We start from the raw sequence: 22,948 nt of genomic DNA on the forward strand, positions 1-22,948 counted from the left end.
ACAAATTTGATGGAAAACATTACATGGAACCAATAAGTACAGTAATCATCTCCGGAGTTATATACGACATGTTAAAGCACTCAATTAGCATTACAGGTAGTAACATAAAAACGAAATTAAGAGAATGGGTAATAGACGATGCACAATCAGAAAAACTTGCAACAGCTATAAACAGTTTAGATTTAAATGATGAAATGGGTGAAAAAGCTATTAATAAGCAATTAATGTCTTCCAATGAGGTAGTAACACTGCTTAGTCAAATTCAACCCAGTAACATCGTCATTACTCAATCGCACTCAGGAACAGGCGATAACGTTGCAGGCAATAAAATTATAAATAAATGAGTGAACAAGACTCAAAAAATATTGTAACCGTCAGTCAGAACCATTCTGGCCCAGGAGATAACGTAGCTGAAAAGCATGTATATTCGGCAATTTCTCCGACAGTTATTCAATCCACAGTAGAGGAAGTGCTAACGGAGATTAGACATCGCAATCCCAGATCCGCAAGCAATAAACTAAGAATATTAAGTTCCACCTCTCAACTGAACACAGAAGCTAAAGCACTTATAAGCGTCCTCTCAATATTAGTTGCGATAGCAAATCAAGATGAGACACCCCAAGGCTATCTAGTTGTTGAGTCCTGTCTACAAACAAAACTAGATGGGTTCTTCAGCGATATAGCAACATCAACCCAACTGCGGTTAGATATTCAAAATGAAAGAATTGATGATGCTGAGCGCCTTTATCAATCCACAGAAAATCTCGGTGAATACAGTAAGGAGGTTTTTTATGAGTTTCTTGCTCAAGAACACGAACTCGAAAACATTTTTGAGAATAACCGCCATCAATTAACAGAAATTACTTTATGCGGATTGACTCGTGGCTTTATTAGGCTTCAGAGCCATGCCAACTCCGTGAGAAGCAGTGAGAGACTCTTGTTGAGATACTCCGGTTTCAATAGCAAAGTTTTGAACTTCATTGCGCGCTGTAATTATTTAGACTCTCAAATAACAACTCTGCATTATTGGTTAATAACAGCATCTGAAAGAAAACAGACTTTATTACTAGCTGATGAGTGCATCAGTCTGCTTGATGAATGTGGAGCCAACGACCACAGAATGGTATCCCAGGCCAAAGGTTTTTTGAGTTTTTTCACTGGCTCTTATGAGCCATTAGTTGACGCTTGCTGGAAACATATTAACAACATTGAAGCCATAGATATCGATTTTGGTCATCGGCTTCGTGGACTACGTGATAACAGTTTTGAAGGTCTTAAAGACCTCTCTTATGAAATAGAAAAAGCACATAAGGATTCTTCATATAAAGCCTCAATCATAGAGAGGCTAACCAAAAGTCATGAACTGTCGTCTTCCGAAGATTTAATACTTTTTATCAATATTGCAAATAGTACAACTATCAGAGAATGGATTAATAACGGGGGAGAGATATCAAGTGAAGATGAGCTAGAAAAAGAGTTCAACCAACTTGAACTATTATGTTATGCCAATGATGGTAGTCCTAAATATACTACCGCAATAACAAAAGCTGCTGACTCTTTGCTTTCTAAAATCAAAGAAGAACCTTGTAATCTAAATCCTCTACGGATAAAAGAGTTATCAACCATACTCCTTAGAGCAGGCTTGGCCACTCAAGTATGTGCACTATTACACCCTATGATCCCTAAAACAGATATCTGGCTTTCACCTATAGTAAAAATCTACATCAATGCACTTTTAGAAAGCCAACAACTAACAACACTAGACAGAGTTTTCTCAGCGATTAATTCAAACGACTGGTGTGAGTTTCTATGGCAAGCAAAAGCAAGGGAGCTTGACTATCTGAACGAGCTGGATAAAGCAGTCTCAGCGATGAAGAAGGCTCTCGAACTATCACCGAAATCACTAGGAATCTGGGATTACCTAATTTATCTATTGAAGCGTAAAAATACCGAGCTAGCTTCATATCAAGAATATTTGAACAAAATACCAACCGAGATACTTGCTAAACCAAATGAGCAGTCATCAAGGCTATTATTTGAATTGGCTGCTAATGGTCATTATGGGATTGTGGAGAATACCATTGTAAATTGGTTTATTGATGATCCAATAAATTCAGCAATACCCATCACTAACTTTCATGTAAATGAATCCGCTATAGCAGAGGATAATGCCACTAGGCCAATATTAGAGTCGACAAAGAATTGTCTTACCGGATTTCGCTATAGCCTTGATGGAAAAGATACTACGAAGCTAATTGTTCATGGTACAGAATCAAAGCATTCTTCAATTATCAAATACTCCTCACCGCTTGCTCAGCAATTACTCAAGATGGACATCGGTCAAACAGTGCAGTATCGCGCGTACGATTTAACTGTGTTGGAAAAACTACCTCCATATGTTGCTGTATTTAGATTATCTCTTGAAATTAGGCATACCACTAACGACGGCAGCGATTGCTTTTATAAATTCTCTCTGCCCGAGGATCCAACTGAGATGATGTCGAGCATAGAGAAAAAGATGATTGCTCTAGACAATCATGAAAAACAAGAGGAATTTTACAAAAACCCAGCGTATCCACTTTTTTTAAAAGGTCATTTACTAGGCAATGATTGTGCGGTTCTTTCAGCCTTAAATCAGCTGACATCAAAAGTATCAGTTAAGCCCTCCCTCCCAAGTATCGGAGTCGAACAGCCCGACACAATAATCCTAGATGTGTACTCCGTAGCCTATCTTGCTCTAACTGGACTAATACATGGACTAGAACGCAAACAAATTAAAGTAGTTATTACGGTTGAGACGCAAGCCTATCTGGAGCACTTTCTAGAAAATGTGAATCGCAATAACTACATGCGAGCAGGTGTAAATGATGAAGGTAAATTATGGTTCATTACCGCAGATGACATCAAGAAACAAACAGAAAATGTGCAGCGTGGAATAAAACAAATTCTCAAAATAGCGCTCATCGGTCAACCCCATCTTGCAGATATTCCCCCTGACATAATAAAGATTAAAGAGGCTGTTGATCTATCAGTATTTTCCAGCTTAAAGTTATCGATAACAAATAACATTCCTTGGCTATGTATTGATGAAGCTTTTGCACAATTGGCACACAAGTCAAACTACCCTGTAGTTAACGCGTTTAATTTTTTTAGCCAACTTAGTCTTAGCTTGGACATTGATACGAAATTACCCGGTCTTTATCTTCATGTTACAGGAGGTCTTCCTTACCCATTGACATATGATGATTTGTTACAGATGAGTAACGCACAAGATACTTTATCTCACTATTATTTATCCGAAATTTTGAGAATGTATCCTGGTGCCTATCCAAATAGTGACTCAGCCATACAACATTTACACAAGATAATTTTATTGGCCCTAGCTAGGGCTTATGAGGATGGTGTTTTTATTAATGGATTTAGCGAGAGTAACCCGGGTAACAATGGATATGCTGTGCGTTTATTTAATACATGCTGCTACACAACAATACAAATACAAGACGGAGAAGAAGCCGAACGTAAACTGGCTAAGCTCCTATGTACGGTTATTATTACAGCGAAAGGCAATCCTTTAATTTGTAAACTAGTAAGTCGGCTAGGCACACAGTTTATTTCGGGACATTTTTTGTGTTTCGATACTGTCAATGGGTATATAAGAAAACTATTATACGATTGAGAAAATTGATAAATTTCGCCTTACCAAGAATGAGAATTAAATAAAGTCAGTGGTCCATGCTGGGTTCGTGCTTTCTAAATAATATTTCTATTATGCTTCACCATCGTTTATCGCAATATATGACACAACACAATGAGATAGTTTTTCACGCTCACTAACTCGCTATTTTGAGAATTCGTTCTGTTAAAAGATTTTTTTGAGAAACGGTCATGTGCAGATGTTTCTGGGCACGGGTCATGCCCACATAGAGTAAGCGGGCATCAGCATTGATATCTTCGTGCTTCAATTGGCTTATGCCAACGATTACTACGGCAGGAAATTCTAATCCTTTACTACTATGAATGCTCATGACAGAGACACTGTCTTTTGTCGGATTATAAGCCTGTTTAGTATCTTTTGAGCCTAACCAGGAATAGGGAATTCCGTGTTGATGTAACGAATCAGCAATTATTTTCCCCTGATACTTAGCAGCGAATAAAATAGCCATATCTCGCCACTCTCCTCCCCGCTGATGCCATTTTTTTATACAAGTTATGGTATCGCTGATTTCGTCTTGCCATTGTTTGAGAAAATGCACAGTGGGTCTTTCACCGTGTATGCCAGCGGCTTCTGGCTGGATCAAAGGAATGTCAACATCATCGTGGCTTGCACCGAAATATTCTTTGGCAAAATCGTAAGCAAACGCCAGTATTTCTCGGGTGTTTCGATAATTTAATTTTAAAATTGTACTTCGGCCTTGGGCTTGAATCCCAGTGCTGGCTAAACTAAAGCTCAAAGCTGATTTTTTCTTATAAATTGATTGAGCATCGTCATAGAGTAAGAGTAACGAATTGGTTTCGGGATCAATCATCTGAACAACAAGTTTTAGCCAATCTGACTCAAAATCATGGCCTTCATCAATCATCACTGCGCTATATTGTGCGCGAGGAATATCATCCTTAGTAACGCCATTGATAACCGAAATGACTTGTCGTTCCCAATAGGGCTCATCTCCCGGTAGAACATCTACATGATAGGTTTTTAACTGCTGGCTGCACCAATCATGGAAATGATGGACATTCACTTTGTCGGAAATGCCTTTGCTCACCATAAAGCTTCGCAGTTTTGCTGCAAGCGTAATATTGAAACACAGTACAAGAATAGGTTTGTTGGTCAATTTAGCTAGTAATTCAGCACGATAGCCGAGTATCAAGGTTTTACCCGAGCCTGCTACCCCATGGATAACCCGGTGCCCCTCTCCCAAGCTTCGAGCTAATTGCTCTTGTTGAATATCCATAATGCGGATGATGTCTGGAATCTGTTCACTCAGCGTCGACAGGTCCTCAGGTGTATCAGGTTGATTAGAAGGACTGCCAAATAAATTTTCCTGGCTAGGTTGAGAAATGCGTACTTCAGGAAATAAATGCCACCGGATTCGATCAATTTGAGGCAAGGTGAGTTTGGTTTGAAACTGATAGGGAAACATATCCCAAAGTCTTTTTTGGAATTCTTCTGGATCGACTGACTCTGTCATTTCGTCTTTGTAAATCATCAAATGATCAGGTAGTAGCTTTTCTCTGTATTCAGTTGGAATAGCTGCTTCTATTTGATTACGAGTGATATTGGTAAACACAACGCCATGGGCATATGGCGTGACTAAATTGCCGTCATACTTTGAGCCTTGCTGCCTTAATTCTTTATCCGCTTCTAATAGACGAATTCCTTGGTAGGCATACTGGCGGACTTGCACGAAGGGATTTGGGACGGTTTTCAAGCCATTAATCGTTAGTAACTCTACTGTTTCCTTGCTGATCTTTTTTATGCTTGAAGCTTTCCAGTCTTTTACTTCGAGAAACAATAAGCCTCGGCTTGGGTGCAAAATTATAAAATCGGGATAGCGCCGCTTTTTTCCTATTGGAATGTCATACCAGCAAAGATAGTCATCCTCTAGAAAGTTTCGCAGACGTGTAGCAAGCCGCTTTTCACCAGATGTCATTCTGGATAAAACTTCTCGACTTAGACTGGGGATAATCTCTGCCAATGCAAAATCCTTCTATCCGGTTCATTCCGGTCCATTTTTAACTGTATTAATCTTAAACAATACAGTTTTGGTTGACTATCAATTAACAAACCAAAATGAGGAAGAATGTTTTTATTCAATTATTAGTTAAATTAAATTTTAAAAAACATTCTTAACTTCATCTTTTTACGGAGTATAAACCACTATTGTTGAGAATCTATGGGTTGAGTTCGCAAAAATAGGTTTTGAGTAGTGCAGATGTATAGGTTTACTAAATATCTTTCCGTTTAAAAGTCGTTCTTGATTGTCCGACTTTAGTTTGGGAAATCCAATCAGCCAATATCCCTTAATCAATTGTTTCGTATTAATGAAAATGATGTCTATCTAGGCAGAATATTTAACAGCTGAAATTCAAAATCTTGTTTGGCTGCTCTGAGATCTTCATTGTATTTTCCATTGCGAGGAGTCAGTCGCAGATAGTCTTTGAGTATCAGTCGGCTACGGTATTTTTTATACGTTTGTAAATACGGAGATATTTGCTCAAGCAAACTAAGTGCTTGCCGATTGTAAATGGCATAAGTGAAGCTCGGGGAATGATGCGTTTTTACCGTTTTCTTTGTAGTGATTTTCCCTGCCCCCACCACTTCAAGCACATACTCTAAAAGATATTTTTCTGTGCTACTGATGCTTACAGCTAATTGCCGATTTTCGTTTTTATGTTTTCGACATAATGTGATGGTACCTTCACCATCAATCAGTCCAGCAATGTAGGCAGCGATCGGTGGGGTAAGTTGTTTAGTCGTTTTATAGATAGCCATCCTTGGTTCTCCAAACTGATTAACATGCTTTGCATAATAATGAGTTAAATCCCTTTAATTCAAGCTCAGAGCCCAGAAACAAAAAAACCACCCGAAGGTGGTTGTTTTGACTATATGGTGGAGGCGGCGGGACAGTGACTCCTGAATTTTCATTCAGGCCTGGACTATTCCTTCATCTGATATCGCTATCAGATGGAGAGCGTTTGTGAGTATCGGTTTTATCTTCTACCCACCCTAGTATTCCATTGAGATAACTCTCTTTAGGAACCTATGAGTCTCTAGCCGGCTTACTGGTTTCCCATTGACCGGACGGCGTTGGCATAGAACCCCTGTTCCTTAGCGTCCACCGTATGAGCTCTCTTTTTCCAATGGGGATCACTCCCCATGGCGACCATTTTACTAATCGAACCCGCGTCCGCGAATCCTCTGCCTTCAGCTCTACATGCTTATTTCATCTATTAATTTAACTTCAAGCTACCCGATGAACAGGGAAAACTAGAAGCGATCTTGTTAGGTTTTAGTCTATCAGTACCAAGCATACGTCAAGACGATCTTGTGAGAGTCGACGCCCGATACCAGACGCACAAGCACGGATCTGGTCGGACGGCATTCACTGGTTATTAAGCAGCTAGTGCGTAGTTGTTATCGTTAGCAACTATATTTTTCCAATCTTTTTTACGAGAAGAACTGGAGTACTCGGCATGCACCTTAGGTTTCGTAACCCACGTCGAAGCCAGGTCGCCCCCAAAGGTTTGTTGTACGTTAGTCATTATACGGATTTTAAAGTTCCGTGACGATCTCTTTAAATATTTTTAAACAGTCTTTCTTTATCACGCTGCCAGTCACGTTCTTTCATGGTGGCGCGTTTGTCGTGCATTTGCTTACCTTTCGCCAAAGCGATCTCGATCTTGGCTTTGCCACGTTTCCAGTACATATTCAGCGGAATCAAGGTGTAACCTTTTCGCTCAACTGCGCCAATCAGCTTATTTAACTCATTACGATTGAGCAGCAGTTTTCGATCGCGTTGCGGTTCTGGAACAACATGAGTCGAAGCCGTTTTTAATGCGGTGATTAAGGCATTCGCTAACCAGGCTTCGCCATGTCGAATCAGCACATAGCTGTCACTGAGCTGTGCTTTGCCTTCACGTAAGCTTTTGACTTCCCATCCTTCGAGCACCAAACCCGCCTCGAATTTTTCTTCAATAAAAAATTCATGACGCGCTTTCCGGTTACGAGCGATAGTATTGTCGTTTTGTTGAGGTTTATTCTTTGTGGCCATCGCGGCATTATACATGTGCATATTGCTACTTGGCTTGAGCATTTTTGTAATTTCGCCCAGAATCGAGACTATTTATCTCTTATGAGTGTGATATGGATAGACCGTTAAAATCAATTCACGGAGAGTGGACATCACGCTGGGCCTTTATTCTTGCAGCTACCGGCGCAGCGGTTGGCCTGGGAAATATCTGGAAATTTCCTTATATCGCCGGTGAATATGGCGGCGGTGCATTTGTTCTGGTTTATCTTGCCTGTATTTTTGCCATCGGTGTTCCGATTATGATGGCGGAAATTCTCATTGGTCGACGGGGTCGACAAAATCCATTTAACAGTCTGGCCAGTCTGGCCGAAGAAGAAAAAGCCTCTCCCCTCTGGAAATATCTTGGTTTTGGCGGTGTATTAGCTGGCTTTTTAATCCTTTCCTATTACAGTGTGATTGCCGGTCAGGCAATAGCTTATGTTCCCCGTTTATTATTTGGCGTTTTTGAGGGTGTCACACCCGATGGGGCGCGCAATCTGCACCTGGCACTGGTTAAGGATCCGGAAAAACTGTTGGCCTGGCATACCATTTTTATGATGCTGACTATGCTGATTGTCAGTCGTGGTGTACAACGCGGCCTGGAAAAATCAGTACGGTTTTTGATGCCTGCTTTATTTCTGATTTTGTTGGTCTTAGTAGGATACGCTTATCAAACGGGGGTTTATTTTGATCAGGCTGTAAACTTTCTTTTCAAACCGGATTTTTCCAGACTTACAACTGAAGGCATATTAACTGCAATGGGACATGCGTTTTTTACGTTGAGTCTCGGAATGGGAGCCATTATGGTCTATGGCTCTTACCTGCCGAAAAAAACCTCTATTTTTAAAGTCTCACTGGCGATTTCTTTTATGGATACAGCCGTGGCCATTCTGGCTGGATTGGCCATTTTTCCACTGGTGTTTGCCAATGAAATGTCTCCCGGTGCCGGGCCAAGTTTAATCTTTGAAACGTTACCCATTGCTTTTGGACATATGGATAACGGCGCATATTTTGGTGCTTTGTTTTTTTTATTACTGGTTTTTGCTGCGTTGAGTTCAGCAATTGCATTAGTCGAGCCAGTGGTCACCTGGTTAGTGGAAAACTTTGAGATAAAACGGCTTAACGCCTGCATTTGGGTGGGTATATTGGTATGGTTACTCGGACTGTTGAGTCTGTTCTCTTTCAACGTATTAAAAGACTGGATCTGGCTGGATATGACCGCATTTGAGTTGCTGGATTATCTGACTGCCAATATTATGTTGCCTTTGGGCGGGATGCTGATTGCTATCTTTGCCGGATGGATCATGTCGCAACGCAGTACTCAGGAAGAGCTGGGGATTAAATCCAACCTGATTTATCACGAATGGCGCTTTTTGGTTCGCTATGTTACGCCAATAGCGATTTTTATCGTGTTCGTGAGTTTGACAGGTGTATTGGATTTCATCTTTTGATTATTTTCATTAGAGGTCAACAGAAACACTAAATGACGACTATTACGCGCAGTTCGCTGGTAATGTATACGCCGGATCAGATGTTTGATCTGGTCAACGATGTAGAGGCTTATCCGAGTTTTCTGCCCTGGTGTCGTGGCAGTAAAATTATTAGTAAAAACGATAAAGTGATTTGTGCCACGCTGGATATAGCTAAAGGGGGTATTCACCATGAGTTTTCTACCCGCAATACCCTGCAACATGGTGAGTCCATTCGTATTGAGCTGATTGATGGTCCTTTTCGTCATTTAGAAGGATTCTGGCAGTTCAGCCCGATTGGGGATAATGAAGGTTGCCGTGTGCAGCTGGATATGGATTTTGAATTTTCCACCCGTCTATTGGATCTGGCTTTGGGCCCGGTATTTACACAGATATCCGGTTCATTGGTCGAAGCTTTTTGTGTACGCGCCAGGGAAATTTATGGAACACGCTAACGCTGAATTGATTACCGTCGAAGTGGCTTATGCACTGCCCGATGAGCAAGTGATTTTGTCGCTTGAAGTACCGGATAATACTTCGGTCGAACAGGCTATTAAACGGTCTGGGATTCTGGAACGTTATCCACAAATAAATATGGATAGCGATAAAGTCGGTATTTTTGGCAAAATCTGCAAGCTGGATGCCAAGCTCAGTAACAAAGATCGAATAGAAATTTATCGACCCTTGATTGCCGACCCGAAAGAATCACGCCGTCAAAAAGCTGAAATGCAAAAGAAAAACAAAGCCGCTGAAGCTGCCAATGATTAATTCTGCTCTAACCATTCCAATTCAGCATCACTAAAGCCCGCCTGTTTGCGGGCTTCAATATGAAATGGCCCGCGTATCTCACCATTAAAATAAGTTTTTAATAATGTCGTGAAAGTTGATGTCGGTTCTAAATCACGTTGTTCACAGAGATAATTAAACCAACGGGTGCCTATCGCTACATGCCCTATTTCTTCTCGCAAAATCACTTCGAGAATTTCCACCGCAGCCAGATCGCCACTGGCGCGCAGTTTGTTCATCATACCTGGCGTCACATCCAGCCCCCGTGCTTCCAGAACCCGGGGTACCAAAGCCATACGAGTTAACGGGTCATGATGTGTTTTCTGTGCCATTTCCCATAAGCCATCGTGGGCTGGAAAATCACCATAGGCATACCCGGCCTGTTGTAAATGTGCTGACAACATGGAAAAGTGCTTGGCCTCTTCATCCGCAACCTGCAACCAGTCTCGATAATAATCCTCCGGCATATCCTTAAAGCGGGCGATGGCATCCAGCCCCAGATTGATCGCATTAAACTCGATATGACAAATGGCATGAATCAGCGTGGTGTGGCCGGTTTGCTGATTATTACGTCGCCGCGGTAAAGCACGTGGCGAAACCAGTTGCGGTGTTTCAGGTCTGCCTGGAATAGCAGGAACATCCAGAGAGGTATGATGAATAATATATTCGTGCTGACGACAATCTTCAGCCAATTGTCTGGTTTGACGAGCTTTTTCCGTTGCATCACAAATTAACAGGCATTCCAAAGCCCGTGCACGTAAATCAATTTTTGAATCAGCCATCCATTCGTACTCTTGGATCAACAAAGGTGTAAGAAATATCGGTCAAAAGTAGCCCTAAGATATACAAGACTGAACCTAGAAAAACCATGGCTCTCACAATGGCAAAATCCTGGGCATGAATGGCATCAATCGTATAGCTGCCAAGCCCCGGTATGCCGAAGAAAGATTCCAGGATCAGGCTGCCCATAAACAAGGTCGGTATCACCACCACAGCGCCGGTTAAAATCGGGATCATCGCGTTTTTCAGTACATGCTGAAATAACACACGAATTTCCGACAAGCCTTTGGCTCTGGCGGTTCGTACATAATCCTTGGAGATTTCCTCAAGGAACAGTGTGCGATACCAGCGTGACCCCGAACCTATACCGGAAATAATGCCAATGGCGACAGGTAACAGCAGAAACTTGAGGGTATTAAGCCCTTCACCAAAACCGGATATTGGCACCAGTTGCATAACTTTACCAATTAAGAATTGCCCGGCGATGATATAAAACAGACTGGAAATCGACATAAGCACCACACACAGCACTACCCCACCCAAATCCACATAAGTGGCACGAAAGAACACCATCATCAGCGCGAAAGTGATATTCACCAGCAAGCCGACAATAAATACCGGAATAGCAATCGCTAGGCTTGGCCACATGCGTGTTTTGATATCCTGCCCGATATCACGTCCATCATCAGCCTGACCAAACTGAAAGCTGAACAAAGCCAATGATTTATCAAAGAAGATGGTATCCGTGAATTTTTCAATACCCTCAGCCGAGTCATTCCATAGCAGATCCCGATCATAGCCGCGCTCCTGTTTCCAGGTAGTAATGGCCTGCTCGGTAATATAGCGTTCCCCCAACTGCATTCGTGCCATATCGTCGGGTGTATTGACCATAAAAAACAACGCAAATGTCAGTGCATTAACGCCCAGTAAAATGGGAAAAGCATACAAAATACGACGGATAATATAGGCCAGCATAATTGCCTCAGACACTGATAAAACATTCTGGATTAGGTCATAACGGATTATGGCTTTGACAGATGTTGGTTCAGTCAGGTTACAAATTAAAGGAAAAACATTGTAACAGCGCAACCCTCAACTGGGTTATGAAGCAATTGGTTTCTTTGACAACTATTAATGATTACTATGGTCACACCGTTAAGCAATTTAGGAGAGTGGCATGGCAAAAACAGCAATGGATCTCGTTCAGGCAGCTAAAGCTGCTATACAACAAATCAGCGTTTCTCAGTCGCAACAAATGCTGGACGATGACAGTATTGCACTGGATGTTCGGGAACCGGATGAATTTGCGATGGGCCATATTGCTGATGCCAGACATATTCCACGCGGTATGCTGGAGTTTTCAATTGCCAGCCACCCTGACTTTCAGGACAAAACGCGTCCCATCATCGTATATTGCAAGTCTGGTGGACGGAGTGCATTGGCAACCGCAACATTGCAACAGCTTGGTTATACCAATGTGTACTCAATGATTGGAGGTTATGATGCCTGGAGTGCCGCATCGTATGATGATGAATAGAAATTAGAGAATATTGTTTGGAGGGGGAAAACATGTACACACGCTTTTGGGTAATTATCACTTTAATGATGGTCAGCTTGTCAGCCATTGCAGCTGATACGCAGATCATGGTTCGTGCTAAAGCCGTGGATTCGAAATTTATTGGCACCAGTGTTGGTGGTATTCGAGTCATTGTAGAAGATGCCGAAACGGCTGAAATTCTCGATCAGGGATGGATAAATGGTGGTACAGGCGATACCGCAGTGTTAATGGAAAACCCGATAAAACGCGGCGAACCACTGACAAATGATAAAACAGCTGGCTTTTTAGCCAATGTGAAGATTGATGCACCAAGATTATTACGTTTCAAACTGATAGGTCCTTATGGTTATCAACAAGCCTATCAGGAAGCCAGCGTCACCAGTTGGGTGGTTCCCGGTAAGGATATTTTAGGTGATGGCATTGTTATTACTATGACCGGCTTTATTGTGGATGCCTGGACTCGGGTACTGGAAGACGGCCAAGTGGATATTTATACCAAAGCCTCTTTGTTATGTGGCTGTCCAATTACCAAAGACGGACTATGGCAAGCCGATAATTATGAAGCGAAGGCTATCATCATGCGTGATGATGAAAACATAGATGAAGTTACACTGGATTTTACTGGCCCAACTGGCATGTTCAGCGGCAAAACCAGGATTACTGAACCAGGTCATTACAAAGCCGTTGTGTATTTATACGATGCTAAAACGGGTAATGTCGGGGTGGATAGATCGATGTTCGAGATTCCGGAATAACCTTGAGTTTGATCGATGTTTTTCTGTAACAAATTGCGTTTTAAAACGTCTGTTTATTATCGCAATCTAAAAAGAGTAACAGCATGAGAACACAAGGTTACGCCGTTGATGGGGCTGGTCTGGGGTTAAGGCGAAGCTTTGTCGACGAAATCATGCAGCTGAATCACCCGCCTATCGACTTTATTGAAGTCGCACCGGAAAACTGGATGGAAATGGGTGGACGACTGGGCAAAAAACTGCGTGCCTTCAGTGAACGCTTTCCAATGTTATGCCATGGACTATCGTTATCCCTTGGTAGCCCTGCGCCATTGGATGAAGCGTTTGTAAAACGTATCAGACAATTTCTCGATCAACATCAGGTTCGTCTCTACAGCGAGCATTTGAGCTACTGCAGTGATGATGGTCATCTGTATGATTTAATGCCAATACCGTTTACTGAGGAGGCAGTGAAGCATGTTGCTGACCGGATCAGCCGGGTGCAGGATATTCTGCAGCGCCGACTGGTTATCGAGAATGTTTCATATTATGCCGCACCGGGGCGGCAGATCGACGAAATTGAATTTATCAATGCGATTCTTGAACAAGCGGATTGTGAGCTGTTGCTGGATGTGAATAACGTCTATGTGAACAGCATTAATCATAGTTATGATGCCAGAGCGTATATCGAAGCCATTAACACTGACCGTATCGCCTATCTGCATATTGCCGGGCATTACAATGAAGCGGAAGATTTGATCATTGATACCCACGGCGCGGATGTGATCGATCCGGTCTGGCAATTACTGGATCATACTTATCAGCAACATGGTGTTATCCCCACCCTGCTGGAACGCGATTTTAATATTCCTTCGCTCAGCACCTTATTTGACGAAGTCGCTCACATTCGCAACATGCAATCACAATATCAGTCTGATCATGTCGCAAGCGCCTGATTTCAAAGTAACTCAGCAACAATTTACCGCCCACATTCGGAATCCGGAGTCGGTTGCCGAACCGGCCGATGTTGAATCTCGACGGATGGCAATCTATCGACGTCTGATTTATAACAATATCGAAAGTTTTCTAAGCAGTGCCTGTCCGGTCTTAAAACAAATCCTTGGAGTTACGGCTTGGCACAACCTGGCAGCTGATTTTATTCGTCAGCATCGCTGCAAATCACCACTATTTAATGATATTGCGCGTGAGTTTGTCAGTTATCTGGAAGCGCATCCTCAGCAATATCAAACCATGCCATTTATCGCAGAACTGGCTCATTATGAATGGGCTGAACTGGCGTTGAGTATTGCCAGTCCGGATTTTGCAAAACGCGAGCTCAATGATCAGGAAAATGCGCTGCAACTTTCTCTGCAGCGTTCTCCCCTTAGCTGGACATTTGCCTACGATTATCCTGTGCATCAAATCGCGCCGGAAAATCTGCCGGACAAACCAGCTGAGATGCCGTTTTTTCTGCTGTTATATCGAAATGCAGATGATCAAGTGAAATTTATTGAGCTTAACCCCGTCAGTGCACGGTTACTTGATCTACTTGATAGTGGTCAGACTGGCCAGCAAGCTGCTGAAGCCATTGCTGACGTATTGCAGCATCCTCAGCCCGAAACTGTTTTACAAGGGGCAAAACAGTTGATTGAGGACTGGCTGGAACGCGGGATTGTCATTTAACAAAATCAATGTAAATTTGAACACAAAAAAAACCGGGACAAGCCCGGTTTTTTTTGTCAATGAAACAAGTTCAGTGTCTAGTTGGTAGCAAGCTCAATCGCTTCCGCAGCCAAACGGGTAATTTCATCCCAGTTTTCTGCTTCAACCAGATTCGCAGCACACATCCATGAACCACCTACACAGCCGACATTTGGCAAGCTGTAATAGTTTTTAACGTTTTTCTGGCTGACACCACCGGTTGGGCAAAACAGGATTTGTGGAATCGGCGCACCAATTGATTTCAACATTGGGACACCACCAGCAGCTTCGGCCGGGAAAAATTTCATCGCCGTGATACCACGTTCCAATAAACGCATGGCTTCACTTGGATTAGCAACACCCGGTAATAATGGCACGCCCGTTTTTAAAGCGGCTTCGATCAGCGTATCTGTTGTGCCCGGACTGACAATAAATTCCGCACCGGCATCAATCGCGGCATTTAAGGTTTCAATATTGATAATAGTACCGGCACCGACAATCGCATCAGGCACTTCCGCTTTAATACGACGAATGGATTCCAGTGCTGCATCAGTACGCAGGGTAATTTCGAGTACTTTCAGACCACCTTTCACCAACGCATTGGCTAACGGCACCGCATGTTCAACATTGTTGATAACCATCACCGGGACAATCGGTGAAACTTGCATAATTTCGTGAATCGTTTTGCTCATAAAAAAAGATATCCCTAATTCTGTTGGATAGATTATTCAACGTTGAACATATTAATGGCGCCTTCTTCAGCTGAAGAAACACCGGCACGGAAGCTGTCGAACAATTCACGGCCGCTACCGTAATGATGTTCAGTATTGGCCATCATGCAGGATAAGCGGGAATTAAACTCTGCTTCATCCACCAACACATTCATAATGCCATTTTCAGTATCGAGATGAATAATATCGCCGTCTTTGATTCGGGTCAGTGGGCCACCATCAGCCGACTCAGGACACATTTGAATCGCGGATGGGACTTTACCGGAAGCGCCGGACATCCGACCATCAGTAACCAAAGCGACTTTGAAGCCACGATCCTGCAAGACACCAAGCGGTGAACTGAGTTTATGCAGCTCCGGCATGCCATTGGACTTTGGTCCCTGGAAGCGTAAAACCACAATAACATCTCTCTCCAGTTCACCATTCTTGAAGGCTGCAACCGCATCATCCTGATCGTCAAATACCAATGCCGGAGCTTCTACAACACGATGTTCGATATCGACGGCTGATACTTTGGATACGCCACGTCCAAGATTACCTTGAATAAGATGTACACCACCGGATTTGGCAAAAGGCTGCTCAACGGTGCCAATAACGTCTTTATCCAATGATTCTTTCGGACCTTCCTGCCAAATCAATTTGCCATCGATTATTTTTGGCTCCTGACTGTATTGCTTCAGGCCTTTTTCATTACCGACAGTAATAATATCTTCGTGTAATAAGCCCTGGGATAACAACTCCTGAATCAACACGCCCATACCACCAGCAGCCTGGAAGTGATTTACATCAGCGCTGCCATTTGGATAGACACGGCTTAATAAAGGAATGATATGCGACAGACGATCGAAGTCGTCCCAGTTGATCAGAATACCGGCGGCACGGGCAATAGCCACAATGTGCATGGTGTGATTGGTTGAGCCACCGGTGGCCAGTAGCCCGATAATGGCATTCAGAATCGCTTTTTCATCAATCATATGACCGATTGGACGATAATCATCACCCAGCGCAGTAAATTTCAGTACCTGACGTGCTGCTTCTTTGGTCAGTTCATCCCGTAGCGGCGTATTGGGATTGATAAACGTTCCGCCGGGTAAATGCAGCCCCATGATTTCAACCATCATCTGGTTACTGTTCGCTGTACCATAGAAAGTACAGGTACCTGGGCTGTGATAAGACTCTGATTCTGCTTTAAGCAGTTCTTCACGACCGACTTTGCCTTCAGCAAACAGCTGACGAATGCGAACTTTTTCTTTATTCGGCAAACCGCTTGGCATCGGACCAGCCGGTACAAAAATCGTCGGTAAATGACCAAAGCTCAAAGCACCAATCAATAAGCCCGGTACGATCTTATCGCAGACACCCAGCATCATTGCCGCGTCAAACATATTGTGGCTAAGGCCAACTGCAGTGGACATCGCAATAACATCACGGCTGAACAATGACAGATCCATACCCGGGTAGCCCTGAGTAATACCGTCACACATGGCCGGAACACCACCGGCAAATTGTGCAACACCACCGGCTTCATGGGCAGCTTCTTTAATTAGCGGTGGAAAGTCTTTGTAAGGTTGATGCGCTGAGAGCATATCGTTATAAGCAGAAATAATGCCGATATTGGCTTTTTTGTTGCCTGCCAAATCACTTTTTTCTGTGGCAGCGCAGGCAGCAAAGCCATGCGCCAGATTGCCGCAGCCTAATGTCAGACGATGAGGTCCTTGACCTGCAGCTTCGTCAACACGGGCAAGATAGGCCGTACGTGTTTTTTTACTTCGTTCGATCACTTCGTTAGTGAGCGAGTCTAAAACCGGATGAACCATAAAATGAGTCTCTCTTTCGTTTACTTGTAATGTCGAAGTAGCGGGATTCGAGGCTGCGTGGTTGCAGCAGCGTTAATCCATCAGAAATTTTTTATTCAGACAAAGCATTATAGTCCTTATCACTCTTTTTCGCACTGTTTACGGGCTTTTATCATCTTATTAATCAATTCTCTGCATTCCAATATCTGCGTGTATTACTTCGCAAATCGCAGATTTACGCCAATTTGGCAGGAAGATAACCCAGATGACCATGGGTCATTATCACGACCTGATTCATACTCCGAAACAAACAAACTTACAGAATGCGATAGCAAAACATGACAACAAGAGGATTTTCCAGCAGAGCTTCGGTATCATGTGACGCTATTTTTCATCGTTTTATCGATGATGTATCGCTCTAATTAGTCAGGTAAAGAAAATGACTGAAGGTAAACGCCTCCGTCAGGTGAAAAGCTTTGTAAAACGCGAAGGTCGGTTAACACCCGGCCAACAAAAGGCATTAGATTTTTTATGGCCGAAATTTGGCATAGAAGCTGATGGTCAGCAAATCGATATGGCAAACCTGTTTGGCCGTGATGCGGCGGTAATATTTGAAATTGGTTTTGGAAATGGTGCTTCACTGGTTGAAATGGCCTTGCAGCAACCAGATAGCAACTTTATTGGTGTTGAAGTACATCGTCCGGGTGTCGGTCAACTGTTAAAAGCCATTGAAGAAAACCATCTGACCAATTTGCGGGTAGCCTGTACCGATGCGGTGGAATTACTTAAAAACCAGATTGCTGATAATGCTCTGGAACGGGTACAGCTCTATTTCCCCGATCCATGGCATAAAAAACGTCATCATAAACGCCGTATTATTCAGCCAGCTTTTGTTGAAATACTGGCACACAAAATTCATCCGGGTGGTTTTTTACATATGGCCACCGACTGGCAGGATTATGCAGAACAAATGCTTCAGGATCTGTCAGCAAGTTCGGATTTCATCAATACCAGTATTACCGGTGATTACATTCCACGCCCGGAGTTTCGTCCACTGACCAAATTTGAACAACGTGGCCATCGCCTGGGCCATGGTGTCTGGGATTTACTTTTTCAACGCCGTTAATTATGACAAACTTGCTTCATTTGTGTGCTTGAGCTAGTTTCGCCATTTAACTATTCAATTTTCTTACAGGTAAAGCCGCCATGACTATGTCCCGTTCAACGCAGTTAAGTTTTTATGTTTTGTTCGGGGCGGCCAGCAGCTCTGCTGGTGCAGCAGGTTATGCCTTAATTGAACAAAGTATTACCGGCCTGGGACGAGCTTTTTCAGGCAGTGCTGCTGTGGCGGATGATGCCAGTACCATCTTTTTCAATCCGGCCGGTCTGACCAATTTATCCCGTAAAGAAATGAATATGGGGTTAAACCTGATTGGTCCCCGTGCAGAGTTTTCTGATCGTGGTTCGAATGTCAATGGCACGCCATTAATTGGCGGTGATGGCAATAATGCCGGTGAACTGGCAGCCGTACCTAACTTTTATTATGCTCAGCCATTAAATGATCATACGGTGGTGGGCATCGGCGTAGGCGCTCCTTTTGGCCTGGTCACAGATTATGGCGATAGTTGGCAAGGTCGTTACCATGCCATCCGTTCCGATTTGTTAACCATCAATATCAACCCCAGCATCGCTTTTAAAGCAACTGAAAAACTGTCATTAGGGTTTGGGGTAAACCTGCAATATATCGATTTGGAATTAACTCAGGCTGCCAATTTTGGTGTTTTAACAGGCACACCACAACAGAATGATGGTCGAGTACGGTTAACGGCGGATGACTGGAGTTGGGGTTACAATCTTGGTATGACATATCAATTTACAGAAGCCACGCGCATGGGAGTGAGTTATCGCTCTAAAATCACTCATGATTTAAAAGGCGATGGTGAGTTTCGTATTCCTGACAATACCCAGGCCACTGCTTCAGCACTTGGTTTTGAAGATGGCAAAATTGATGGTGGCGTCACTTTACCCGAAACCCTCTCTGTCGCGTTACTTCATCAGTTAACCCCAAAATTAGCGTTGATGGCCGACGCGACATGGACACGCTGGAGCCGGTTTGAAGAGTTACGAATTAATTCGGATGTTGATCGTCTTAATTCAGTCAAAGCAGAAGACTGGGATAATTCAATGCGTTATGGTCTTGGTCTGGAGTATCAGGCGAATGACCGCTGGTCATGGCGTGCAGGTGTTGCCTATGATGAAACCCCAATTCCTAACGCACAACGCCGAACGCCCCGAATCCCGGATAGTGACCGGACATGGATCGCCGTTGGGGCAAGTTATCAATACAGCGACAACATTGTCCTTGATGCGGCTTATAGTCATATATTTATGAAAGACACCAACATAGACGATACCGATTCAAACGGCAATCAGCTGCTGGGCAAATATAAAAATTCTGTTGATATTGTAGGTGTTCAGTTACGTTGGTATTTTGATTAATCATGAGCAGTAGCGATTACATTTCACCTGATGAGGCGCAAACGCTTTATGGCTTGTTTTCCGAACGGGTAAAACGCAGCGCTGATAAAGAGGCCTATGGCTATTTTGATAACGAGAATCAAAGCTGGTTAAGCCTCAGTTGGCAGCAGGTTGCAGATTCAGTCCATCTCTGGCAACAAGCCTTGCAACAGGAAAATCTGCGCAAAGGTGATCGGGTTGCACTCAATCTGCGTAATAGCAAGGAGTGGATATTTTTCGATCTGGCAGCGTTAAGTCTGGGCTTGGTTGTGGTGCCGCTTTATCCTGATGATCGGCCTGACAATGTTGCCTACATTCTGCAAGATGCCGATGTGCGTTTATTGTTAGTCAATAGCGCCAGGCAATGGTCGGCAATCAGGGCCGTATTACCTGAAGAGCATAGCCTCAGACGAATCATTATTTTCAATGAGGAATCCCCGGAAACGGATCTGCCATATACCCAGCTGCACGAATGGCTGGATGTGGCTGATACCGAAGTTGTTATCTCCCCGTCCGCACCGGATCAGGTGGCATCGATTATTTATACTTCAGGTACTACCGGCCGTTCAAAAGGCGTAATGCTCAGTCACCGGAATATGTTGTCAGTTGCATACGGCTCATTACAGTTCTTTGAAATTCTGCCTGAAGATATATTCTTATCCTTTTTACCTTTGTCACACACCTTGGAACGCACTGGTGGTTATTATCTACCGATGATGGCTGGCTCCAAAGTCGTTTTTTCACGCAGTATTCCCCTGCTTGCCGATGATATGCGACAGGTTCAGCCCACCATTATGATCGCAGTGCCCAGAATTTTTGAACGTATTTATGACCGTGTTCAAAAGCAACTTTCTGATAGTAATGTGCTGCGTAGGTTTATATTCAAATTGGCGGTGAACGTTGGCTGGAAAAAATTTCACTACCACCAGGGCCGAAACTCCTGGTCTCCATTGTTTCTGTTATCGCCATTATTGAATAAGCTGGTAGCTCATAAATTTCACCAGAGGCTCGGTGGTCGTTTGCGTTTAGCGGTCAGCGGTGGCGCAGCGCTTCCCAACTATGCCGCTAAAATGTTCATTGGTCTGGATTTAACATTGCTCCAGGGGTATGGGCTCACAGAGACCAGTCCGGTTATCAGTGTCAATGAACCTTCAAGCAATGATCCGTCAAGCGTTGGCAGACCAATAAGAGGCGTTGAAGTCCGTATCGGCAAGGATGATGAACTGCAAGTTAAAGGTCCGGGGAATATGCTGGGATACTGGAATAATCATAAAGCCACAGCACAAACCATTGATGCTGATGGTTGGCTTCACACTGGGGATAAAGCCCATATCAGTGAAAGTGGACACATCCACATTGTCGGTCGAATCAAAGATATTCTGGTACTCAATAATGGCGAGAAAGTACCACCTGCCGATATTGAAGCCACCATCATCAGTAACGGACTGATTGAACAGGCTTTAATTGTTGGTGAAGGCCAGCCTTATTTAGCAGCTTTACTGGTCATAAATGGAGAGAAGTGGCCACAAATTGCCCAGCAGCTGGGTTTGGATCCGCTATCTAACGATAGTCTGAACAGTAAAGTGCTACAACAGCATTTTGTCCGGTTACTCAGACAATGGTTATTCGAGTTTCCGGCTTATGCTCGAATTCGACGGGTGCATCTGACCTTGCAGCCATGGACTATCGAAAACGGCCTGTTAACCCCCACCTTAAAAGTAAAACGCGCTATGGTGCTGGAACAATTTAAAAACGAAATTGAAACTATGTATAAAGCAGCATCAAGCTGATGCAGATAAAGGTTCATTGATAAATTCAGGGATATGCCGCATAACAGCTTCAACAGTATGAAATGAACCAAAAATCAATATTCGGTCACCGTTTACAGCGTCTTCCAGAGCAAGGTTATAGGCCTCTTCTACCAATTCAGCTACATGCACCCTGTCATCAGTAATTTTACCCTGCAGGCCCGCTGCCAAATCCTCTGCCGATTGCCCCCGGCTTCCGTTAAGTCCGCCGATGAACCAATCGTCTATCACTGGAATCAGTGCGTCAAAAACCGCCCGACTATCTTTATCCCGCAACATGGCGATAACTGCATGGGTTTTGCCGCGGCATGGAATTTCCTGTAACAGTTTTGCCAGGTTCTCAGCACCTTGCTGATTATGTGTTACATCAAAGATATGAATAATGGGTCCATCAATCATCTGAAAGCGGCCGGCAAGTCTGACTTGAACTAAACCGTCACGAATTGCCGTTTCGTTAATTTTTTCCATTCCGGCATCTTTCAGCAGACTGATAACTTGTAATACCGCCGCACTGTTTTGAATTTGATAACACCCCAGCAACGCGGGCAGTGGTAAGTTCTGAAGATTGTGGCGGGTATTGTGCCAATGCCAGGCTTTGTCATGCGATTCAGCACTGAAATCTTTGTCCGCAATATAGGCTGACGCACCTAATTTATGCGCGATCTCAACAACGGTGCTGGGTGGAGAAGACTCACTACAGACAACTGGATGCCCGGCCCGCATAATGCCGGCTTTTTCAACACCAATCTGCTCGCGAGTATCGCCCAGCCACACAGTATGGTCGAGCCCTATCGGTGTAATCAACGCAATATCGGCATCAAACAGATTCACTGCGTCAAGCCGTCCGCCCATGCCAACTTCAAGTATTGCGATATCAATATTCTGTCGACAGAAAATATCAGCGGCGGCCAATGTGGCAAACTCAAAATAACTCAGTGAAATTTCAGCACGCGCCTTGTCAATGCGCTCAAATGCTTCACAAATCTGTGTATCAGTAGCTGTTTGACCATCCACGACAATACGTTCGTTATAACGCAACAGATGTGGTGAGGTGTAACAAGCTGTACGATAGCCAGCAGCTGAGAGAATAGAGGCTAATAAAGCAACCGAGGATCCTTTGCCATTAGTACCAGCAACCGTCACAATTCGGAACGGCAGTTTATTATCGGCATACATACGCAGCCAGACCGCACGGATGCGATCCAGGCCGGGATCTATTTCAGTGAAATGGAGCTGTTCCTGCCATGCCAGCCACTCTGGCAAGCTATTGAATCGCATAAA

General features: G+C 43.6%; 20 protein-coding genes and 1 other RNA gene. 12 read left to right on the top strand and 9 right to left on the bottom strand.

What is annotated here, in order from left to right:
• Window positions 1–23 precede the first annotated feature (23 nt).
• Window positions 24–344: a GapS6a family protein gene (gene gapS6a / locus B2W60_RS13775; RefSeq protein WP_292359078.1), complete on the top strand. Its 321-nt coding sequence runs from the start codon at window positions 24–26 to the stop codon at window positions 342–344.
• Window positions 341–3,676, top strand: coding sequence for a GapS6b family protein (gene gapS6b, locus B2W60_RS13780; protein ID WP_292359076.1), 3,336 nt, complete (start codon window positions 341–343; stop codon window positions 3,674–3,676). The genes gapS6a and gapS6b overlap by 4 nt, the downstream gene beginning before the upstream one ends.
• 154 nt (window positions 3,677–3,830) lie before the next feature.
• On the opposite strand, the gene B2W60_RS13785 is transcribed toward gapS6b, so the two are convergent.
• From B2W60_RS13785 to smpB, 4 genes are all read right to left on the bottom strand, one after another.
• The gene (locus B2W60_RS13785; protein WP_292359074.1) at window positions 3,831–5,696 is read right to left on the bottom strand and encodes a 3'-5' exonuclease; all 1,866 of its coding nucleotides are present in this window, start codon (window positions 5,694–5,696) and stop codon (window positions 3,831–3,833) included.
• 359 nt (window positions 5,697–6,055) lie between these two features.
• The gene (locus B2W60_RS13790; protein ID WP_292359072.1) at window positions 6,056–6,493 is read right to left on the bottom strand and encodes an LAGLIDADG family homing endonuclease; all 438 of its coding nucleotides are present in this window, start codon (window positions 6,491–6,493) and stop codon (window positions 6,056–6,058) included.
• 400 nt (window positions 6,494–6,893) lie between these two features.
• Window positions 6,894–7,231, bottom strand: a transfer-messenger RNA (tmRNA) gene (gene ssrA, locus B2W60_RS13795).
• Between the two features lie 64 nt (window positions 7,232–7,295).
• A complete protein-coding gene (smpB, locus tag B2W60_RS13800; RefSeq protein WP_292359288.1) occupies window positions 7,296–7,772 on the bottom strand; it encodes an SsrA-binding protein SmpB in 477 nt (158 codons plus the stop codon).
• Window positions 7,773–7,864: 92 nt separating this feature from the next.
• Here smpB and B2W60_RS13805 point away from each other — a divergent pair, with 92 nt between their 5' ends.
• From B2W60_RS13805 to B2W60_RS13815, 3 genes are read left to right on the top strand one after another with little or no spacing between them, the layout of a single operon-like run.
• A complete protein-coding gene (locus B2W60_RS13805; protein WP_292359070.1) occupies window positions 7,865–9,241 on the top strand; it encodes a sodium-dependent transporter in 1,377 nt (458 codons plus the stop codon).
• A gap of 32 nt (window positions 9,242–9,273) precedes the next feature.
• Complete coding sequence (locus tag B2W60_RS13810; protein WP_292359068.1) at window positions 9,274–9,714, top strand: type II toxin-antitoxin system RatA family toxin; 441 nt, start codon at window positions 9,274–9,276, stop codon at window positions 9,712–9,714.
• Window positions 9,701–10,027: an RnfH family protein gene (locus B2W60_RS13815; RefSeq protein WP_292359067.1), complete on the top strand. Its 327-nt coding sequence runs from the start codon at window positions 9,701–9,703 to the stop codon at window positions 10,025–10,027. Before B2W60_RS13810 ends, B2W60_RS13815 begins: the two co-directional genes overlap by 14 nt.
• On the opposite strand, the gene B2W60_RS13820 is transcribed toward B2W60_RS13815, so the two are convergent.
• Window positions 10,024–10,827 (bottom strand): ferritin-like domain-containing protein, encoded by an 804-nt coding sequence (locus B2W60_RS13820; RefSeq protein WP_292359066.1) that lies wholly within the window; start codon window positions 10,825–10,827, stop codon window positions 10,024–10,026. The two genes, B2W60_RS13815 and B2W60_RS13820, sit on opposite strands and share 4 nt — an antisense overlap.
• Window positions 10,820–11,800, bottom strand: coding sequence for an ABC transporter permease (locus tag B2W60_RS13825; protein WP_292359286.1), 981 nt, complete (start codon window positions 11,798–11,800; stop codon window positions 10,820–10,822). Before B2W60_RS13825 ends, B2W60_RS13820 begins: the two co-directional genes overlap by 8 nt.
• Before the next feature lie 202 nt (window positions 11,801–12,002).
• On the opposite strand from B2W60_RS13825, the gene B2W60_RS13830 reads away from it, so the two are divergent.
• From B2W60_RS13830 to B2W60_RS13845, 4 genes are all read left to right on the top strand, one after another.
• Entirely contained in the window at window positions 12,003–12,362 is a 360-nt protein-coding gene (locus tag B2W60_RS13830; RefSeq protein ID WP_292359064.1) for a rhodanese-like domain-containing protein, read from the top strand.
• Between the two features lie 32 nt (window positions 12,363–12,394).
• Window positions 12,395–13,138 carry a hypothetical protein gene (locus tag B2W60_RS13835; RefSeq protein ID WP_292359062.1) on the top strand — a complete coding sequence of 248 codons (744 nt, stop codon included), beginning with the start codon at window positions 12,395–12,397 and terminating at the stop codon, window positions 13,136–13,138.
• Window positions 13,139–13,221: 83 nt separating this feature from the next.
• Window positions 13,222–14,070, top strand: a complete 849-nt coding sequence (locus tag B2W60_RS13840; protein WP_292359060.1) for a DUF692 domain-containing protein — start codon at window positions 13,222–13,224, stop codon at window positions 14,068–14,070.
• On the top strand, window positions 14,054–14,797 hold the full coding sequence (locus B2W60_RS13845) for a DNA-binding domain-containing protein (protein WP_292359058.1): 744 nt from the start codon (window positions 14,054–14,056) through the stop codon (window positions 14,795–14,797). The genes B2W60_RS13840 and B2W60_RS13845 overlap by 17 nt, the downstream gene beginning before the upstream one ends.
• A gap of 77 nt (window positions 14,798–14,874) precedes the next feature.
• Here the strand turns inward: B2W60_RS13845 and B2W60_RS13850 are convergent, their stop codons facing one another.
• Together B2W60_RS13850 and edd are read right to left on the bottom strand one after the other, a co-directional pair.
• The gene (locus B2W60_RS13850) at window positions 14,875–15,507 is read right to left on the bottom strand and encodes a bifunctional 4-hydroxy-2-oxoglutarate aldolase/2-dehydro-3-deoxy-phosphogluconate aldolase (RefSeq protein WP_014707368.1); all 633 of its coding nucleotides are present in this window, start codon (window positions 15,505–15,507) and stop codon (window positions 14,875–14,877) included.
• Between the two features lie 32 nt (window positions 15,508–15,539).
• Complete coding sequence (edd, locus tag B2W60_RS13855; RefSeq protein WP_292359056.1) at window positions 15,540–17,363, bottom strand: phosphogluconate dehydratase; 1,824 nt, start codon at window positions 17,361–17,363, stop codon at window positions 15,540–15,542.
• A 418-nt stretch (window positions 17,364–17,781) separates the two neighbouring features.
• Between edd and trmB the strand changes: the two genes are divergently transcribed.
• From trmB to B2W60_RS13870, 3 genes are all read left to right on the top strand, one after another.
• Complete coding sequence (trmB, locus tag B2W60_RS13860; RefSeq protein ID WP_292359054.1) at window positions 17,782–18,468, top strand: tRNA (guanosine(46)-N7)-methyltransferase TrmB; 687 nt, start codon at window positions 17,782–17,784, stop codon at window positions 18,466–18,468.
• 80 nt (window positions 18,469–18,548) lie between these two features.
• On the top strand, window positions 18,549–19,841 hold the full coding sequence (locus B2W60_RS13865; protein ID WP_292359052.1) for an OmpP1/FadL family transporter: 1,293 nt from the start codon (window positions 18,549–18,551) through the stop codon (window positions 19,839–19,841).
• Window positions 19,842–19,843: 2 nt separating this feature from the next.
• Window positions 19,844–21,649, top strand: a complete 1,806-nt coding sequence (locus B2W60_RS13870) for an AMP-dependent synthetase/ligase (RefSeq protein WP_292359051.1) — start codon at window positions 19,844–19,846, stop codon at window positions 21,647–21,649.
• Here B2W60_RS13870 and folC read toward each other — a convergent pair.
• Complete coding sequence (gene folC, locus B2W60_RS13875) at window positions 21,641–22,945, bottom strand: bifunctional tetrahydrofolate synthase/dihydrofolate synthase (RefSeq protein ID WP_292359050.1); 1,305 nt, start codon at window positions 22,943–22,945, stop codon at window positions 21,641–21,643. The two genes, B2W60_RS13870 and folC, sit on opposite strands and share 9 nt — an antisense overlap.
• Window positions 22,946–22,948: the final 3 nt, after the last annotated feature.

The organism is Methylophaga sp. UBA2496 (assembly GCF_002341635.1).
GTDB lineage: Bacteria > Pseudomonadota > Gammaproteobacteria > Nitrosococcales > Methylophagaceae > Methylophaga.

What these genes read in the sequence shown, in the direction of transcription:
- B2W60_RS13805 (WP_292359070.1), top strand. Translation starts at nt 7,865, where the DNA reads ATGGATAGACCGTTAAAATCAATTCACGGAGAGTGGACATCACGCTGG.
- B2W60_RS13815 (WP_292359067.1), top strand. Translation starts at nt 9,701, where the DNA reads ATGGAACACGCTAACGCTGAATTGATTACCGTCGAAGTGGCTTATGCA.
- smpB (WP_292359288.1), bottom strand. Translation starts at nt 7,772, where the DNA reads ATGGCCACAAAGAATAAACCTCAACAAAACGACAATACTATCGCTCGT.
- gapS6b (WP_292359076.1), top strand. Translation starts at nt 341, where the DNA reads ATGAGTGAACAAGACTCAAAAAATATTGTAACCGTCAGTCAGAACCAT.
- trmB (WP_292359054.1), top strand. Translation starts at nt 17,782, where the DNA reads ATGACTGAAGGTAAACGCCTCCGTCAGGTGAAAAGCTTTGTAAAACGC.
- B2W60_RS13810 (WP_292359068.1), top strand. Translation starts at nt 9,274, where the DNA reads ATGACGACTATTACGCGCAGTTCGCTGGTAATGTATACGCCGGATCAG.
- B2W60_RS13830 (WP_292359064.1), top strand. Translation starts at nt 12,003, where the DNA reads ATGGCAAAAACAGCAATGGATCTCGTTCAGGCAGCTAAAGCTGCTATA.
- edd (WP_292359056.1), bottom strand. Translation starts at nt 17,363, where the DNA reads ATGGTTCATCCGGTTTTAGACTCGCTCACTAACGAAGTGATCGAACGA.
- B2W60_RS13850 (WP_014707368.1), bottom strand. Translation starts at nt 15,507, where the DNA reads ATGAGCAAAACGATTCACGAAATTATGCAAGTTTCACCGATTGTCCCG.
- B2W60_RS13865 (WP_292359052.1), top strand. Translation starts at nt 18,549, where the DNA reads ATGACTATGTCCCGTTCAACGCAGTTAAGTTTTTATGTTTTGTTCGGG.
- folC (WP_292359050.1), bottom strand. Translation starts at nt 22,945, where the DNA reads ATGCGATTCAATAGCTTGCCAGAGTGGCTGGCATGGCAGGAACAGCTC.
- B2W60_RS13835 (WP_292359062.1), top strand. Translation starts at nt 12,395, where the DNA reads ATGTACACACGCTTTTGGGTAATTATCACTTTAATGATGGTCAGCTTG.
- gapS6a (WP_292359078.1), top strand. Translation starts at nt 24, where the DNA reads ATGGAACCAATAAGTACAGTAATCATCTCCGGAGTTATATACGACATG.
- B2W60_RS13820 (WP_292359066.1), bottom strand. Translation starts at nt 10,827, where the DNA reads ATGGCTGATTCAAAAATTGATTTACGTGCACGGGCTTTGGAATGCCTG.
- B2W60_RS13845 (WP_292359058.1), top strand. Translation starts at nt 14,054, where the DNA reads ATGTCGCAAGCGCCTGATTTCAAAGTAACTCAGCAACAATTTACCGCC.
- B2W60_RS13840 (WP_292359060.1), top strand. Translation starts at nt 13,222, where the DNA reads ATGAGAACACAAGGTTACGCCGTTGATGGGGCTGGTCTGGGGTTAAGG.
- B2W60_RS13790 (WP_292359072.1), bottom strand. Translation starts at nt 6,493, where the DNA reads ATGGCTATCTATAAAACGACTAAACAACTTACCCCACCGATCGCTGCC.
- B2W60_RS13825 (WP_292359286.1), bottom strand. Translation starts at nt 11,800, where the DNA reads ATGCTGGCCTATATTATCCGTCGTATTTTGTATGCTTTTCCCATTTTA.
- B2W60_RS13870 (WP_292359051.1), top strand. Translation starts at nt 19,844, where the DNA reads ATGAGCAGTAGCGATTACATTTCACCTGATGAGGCGCAAACGCTTTAT.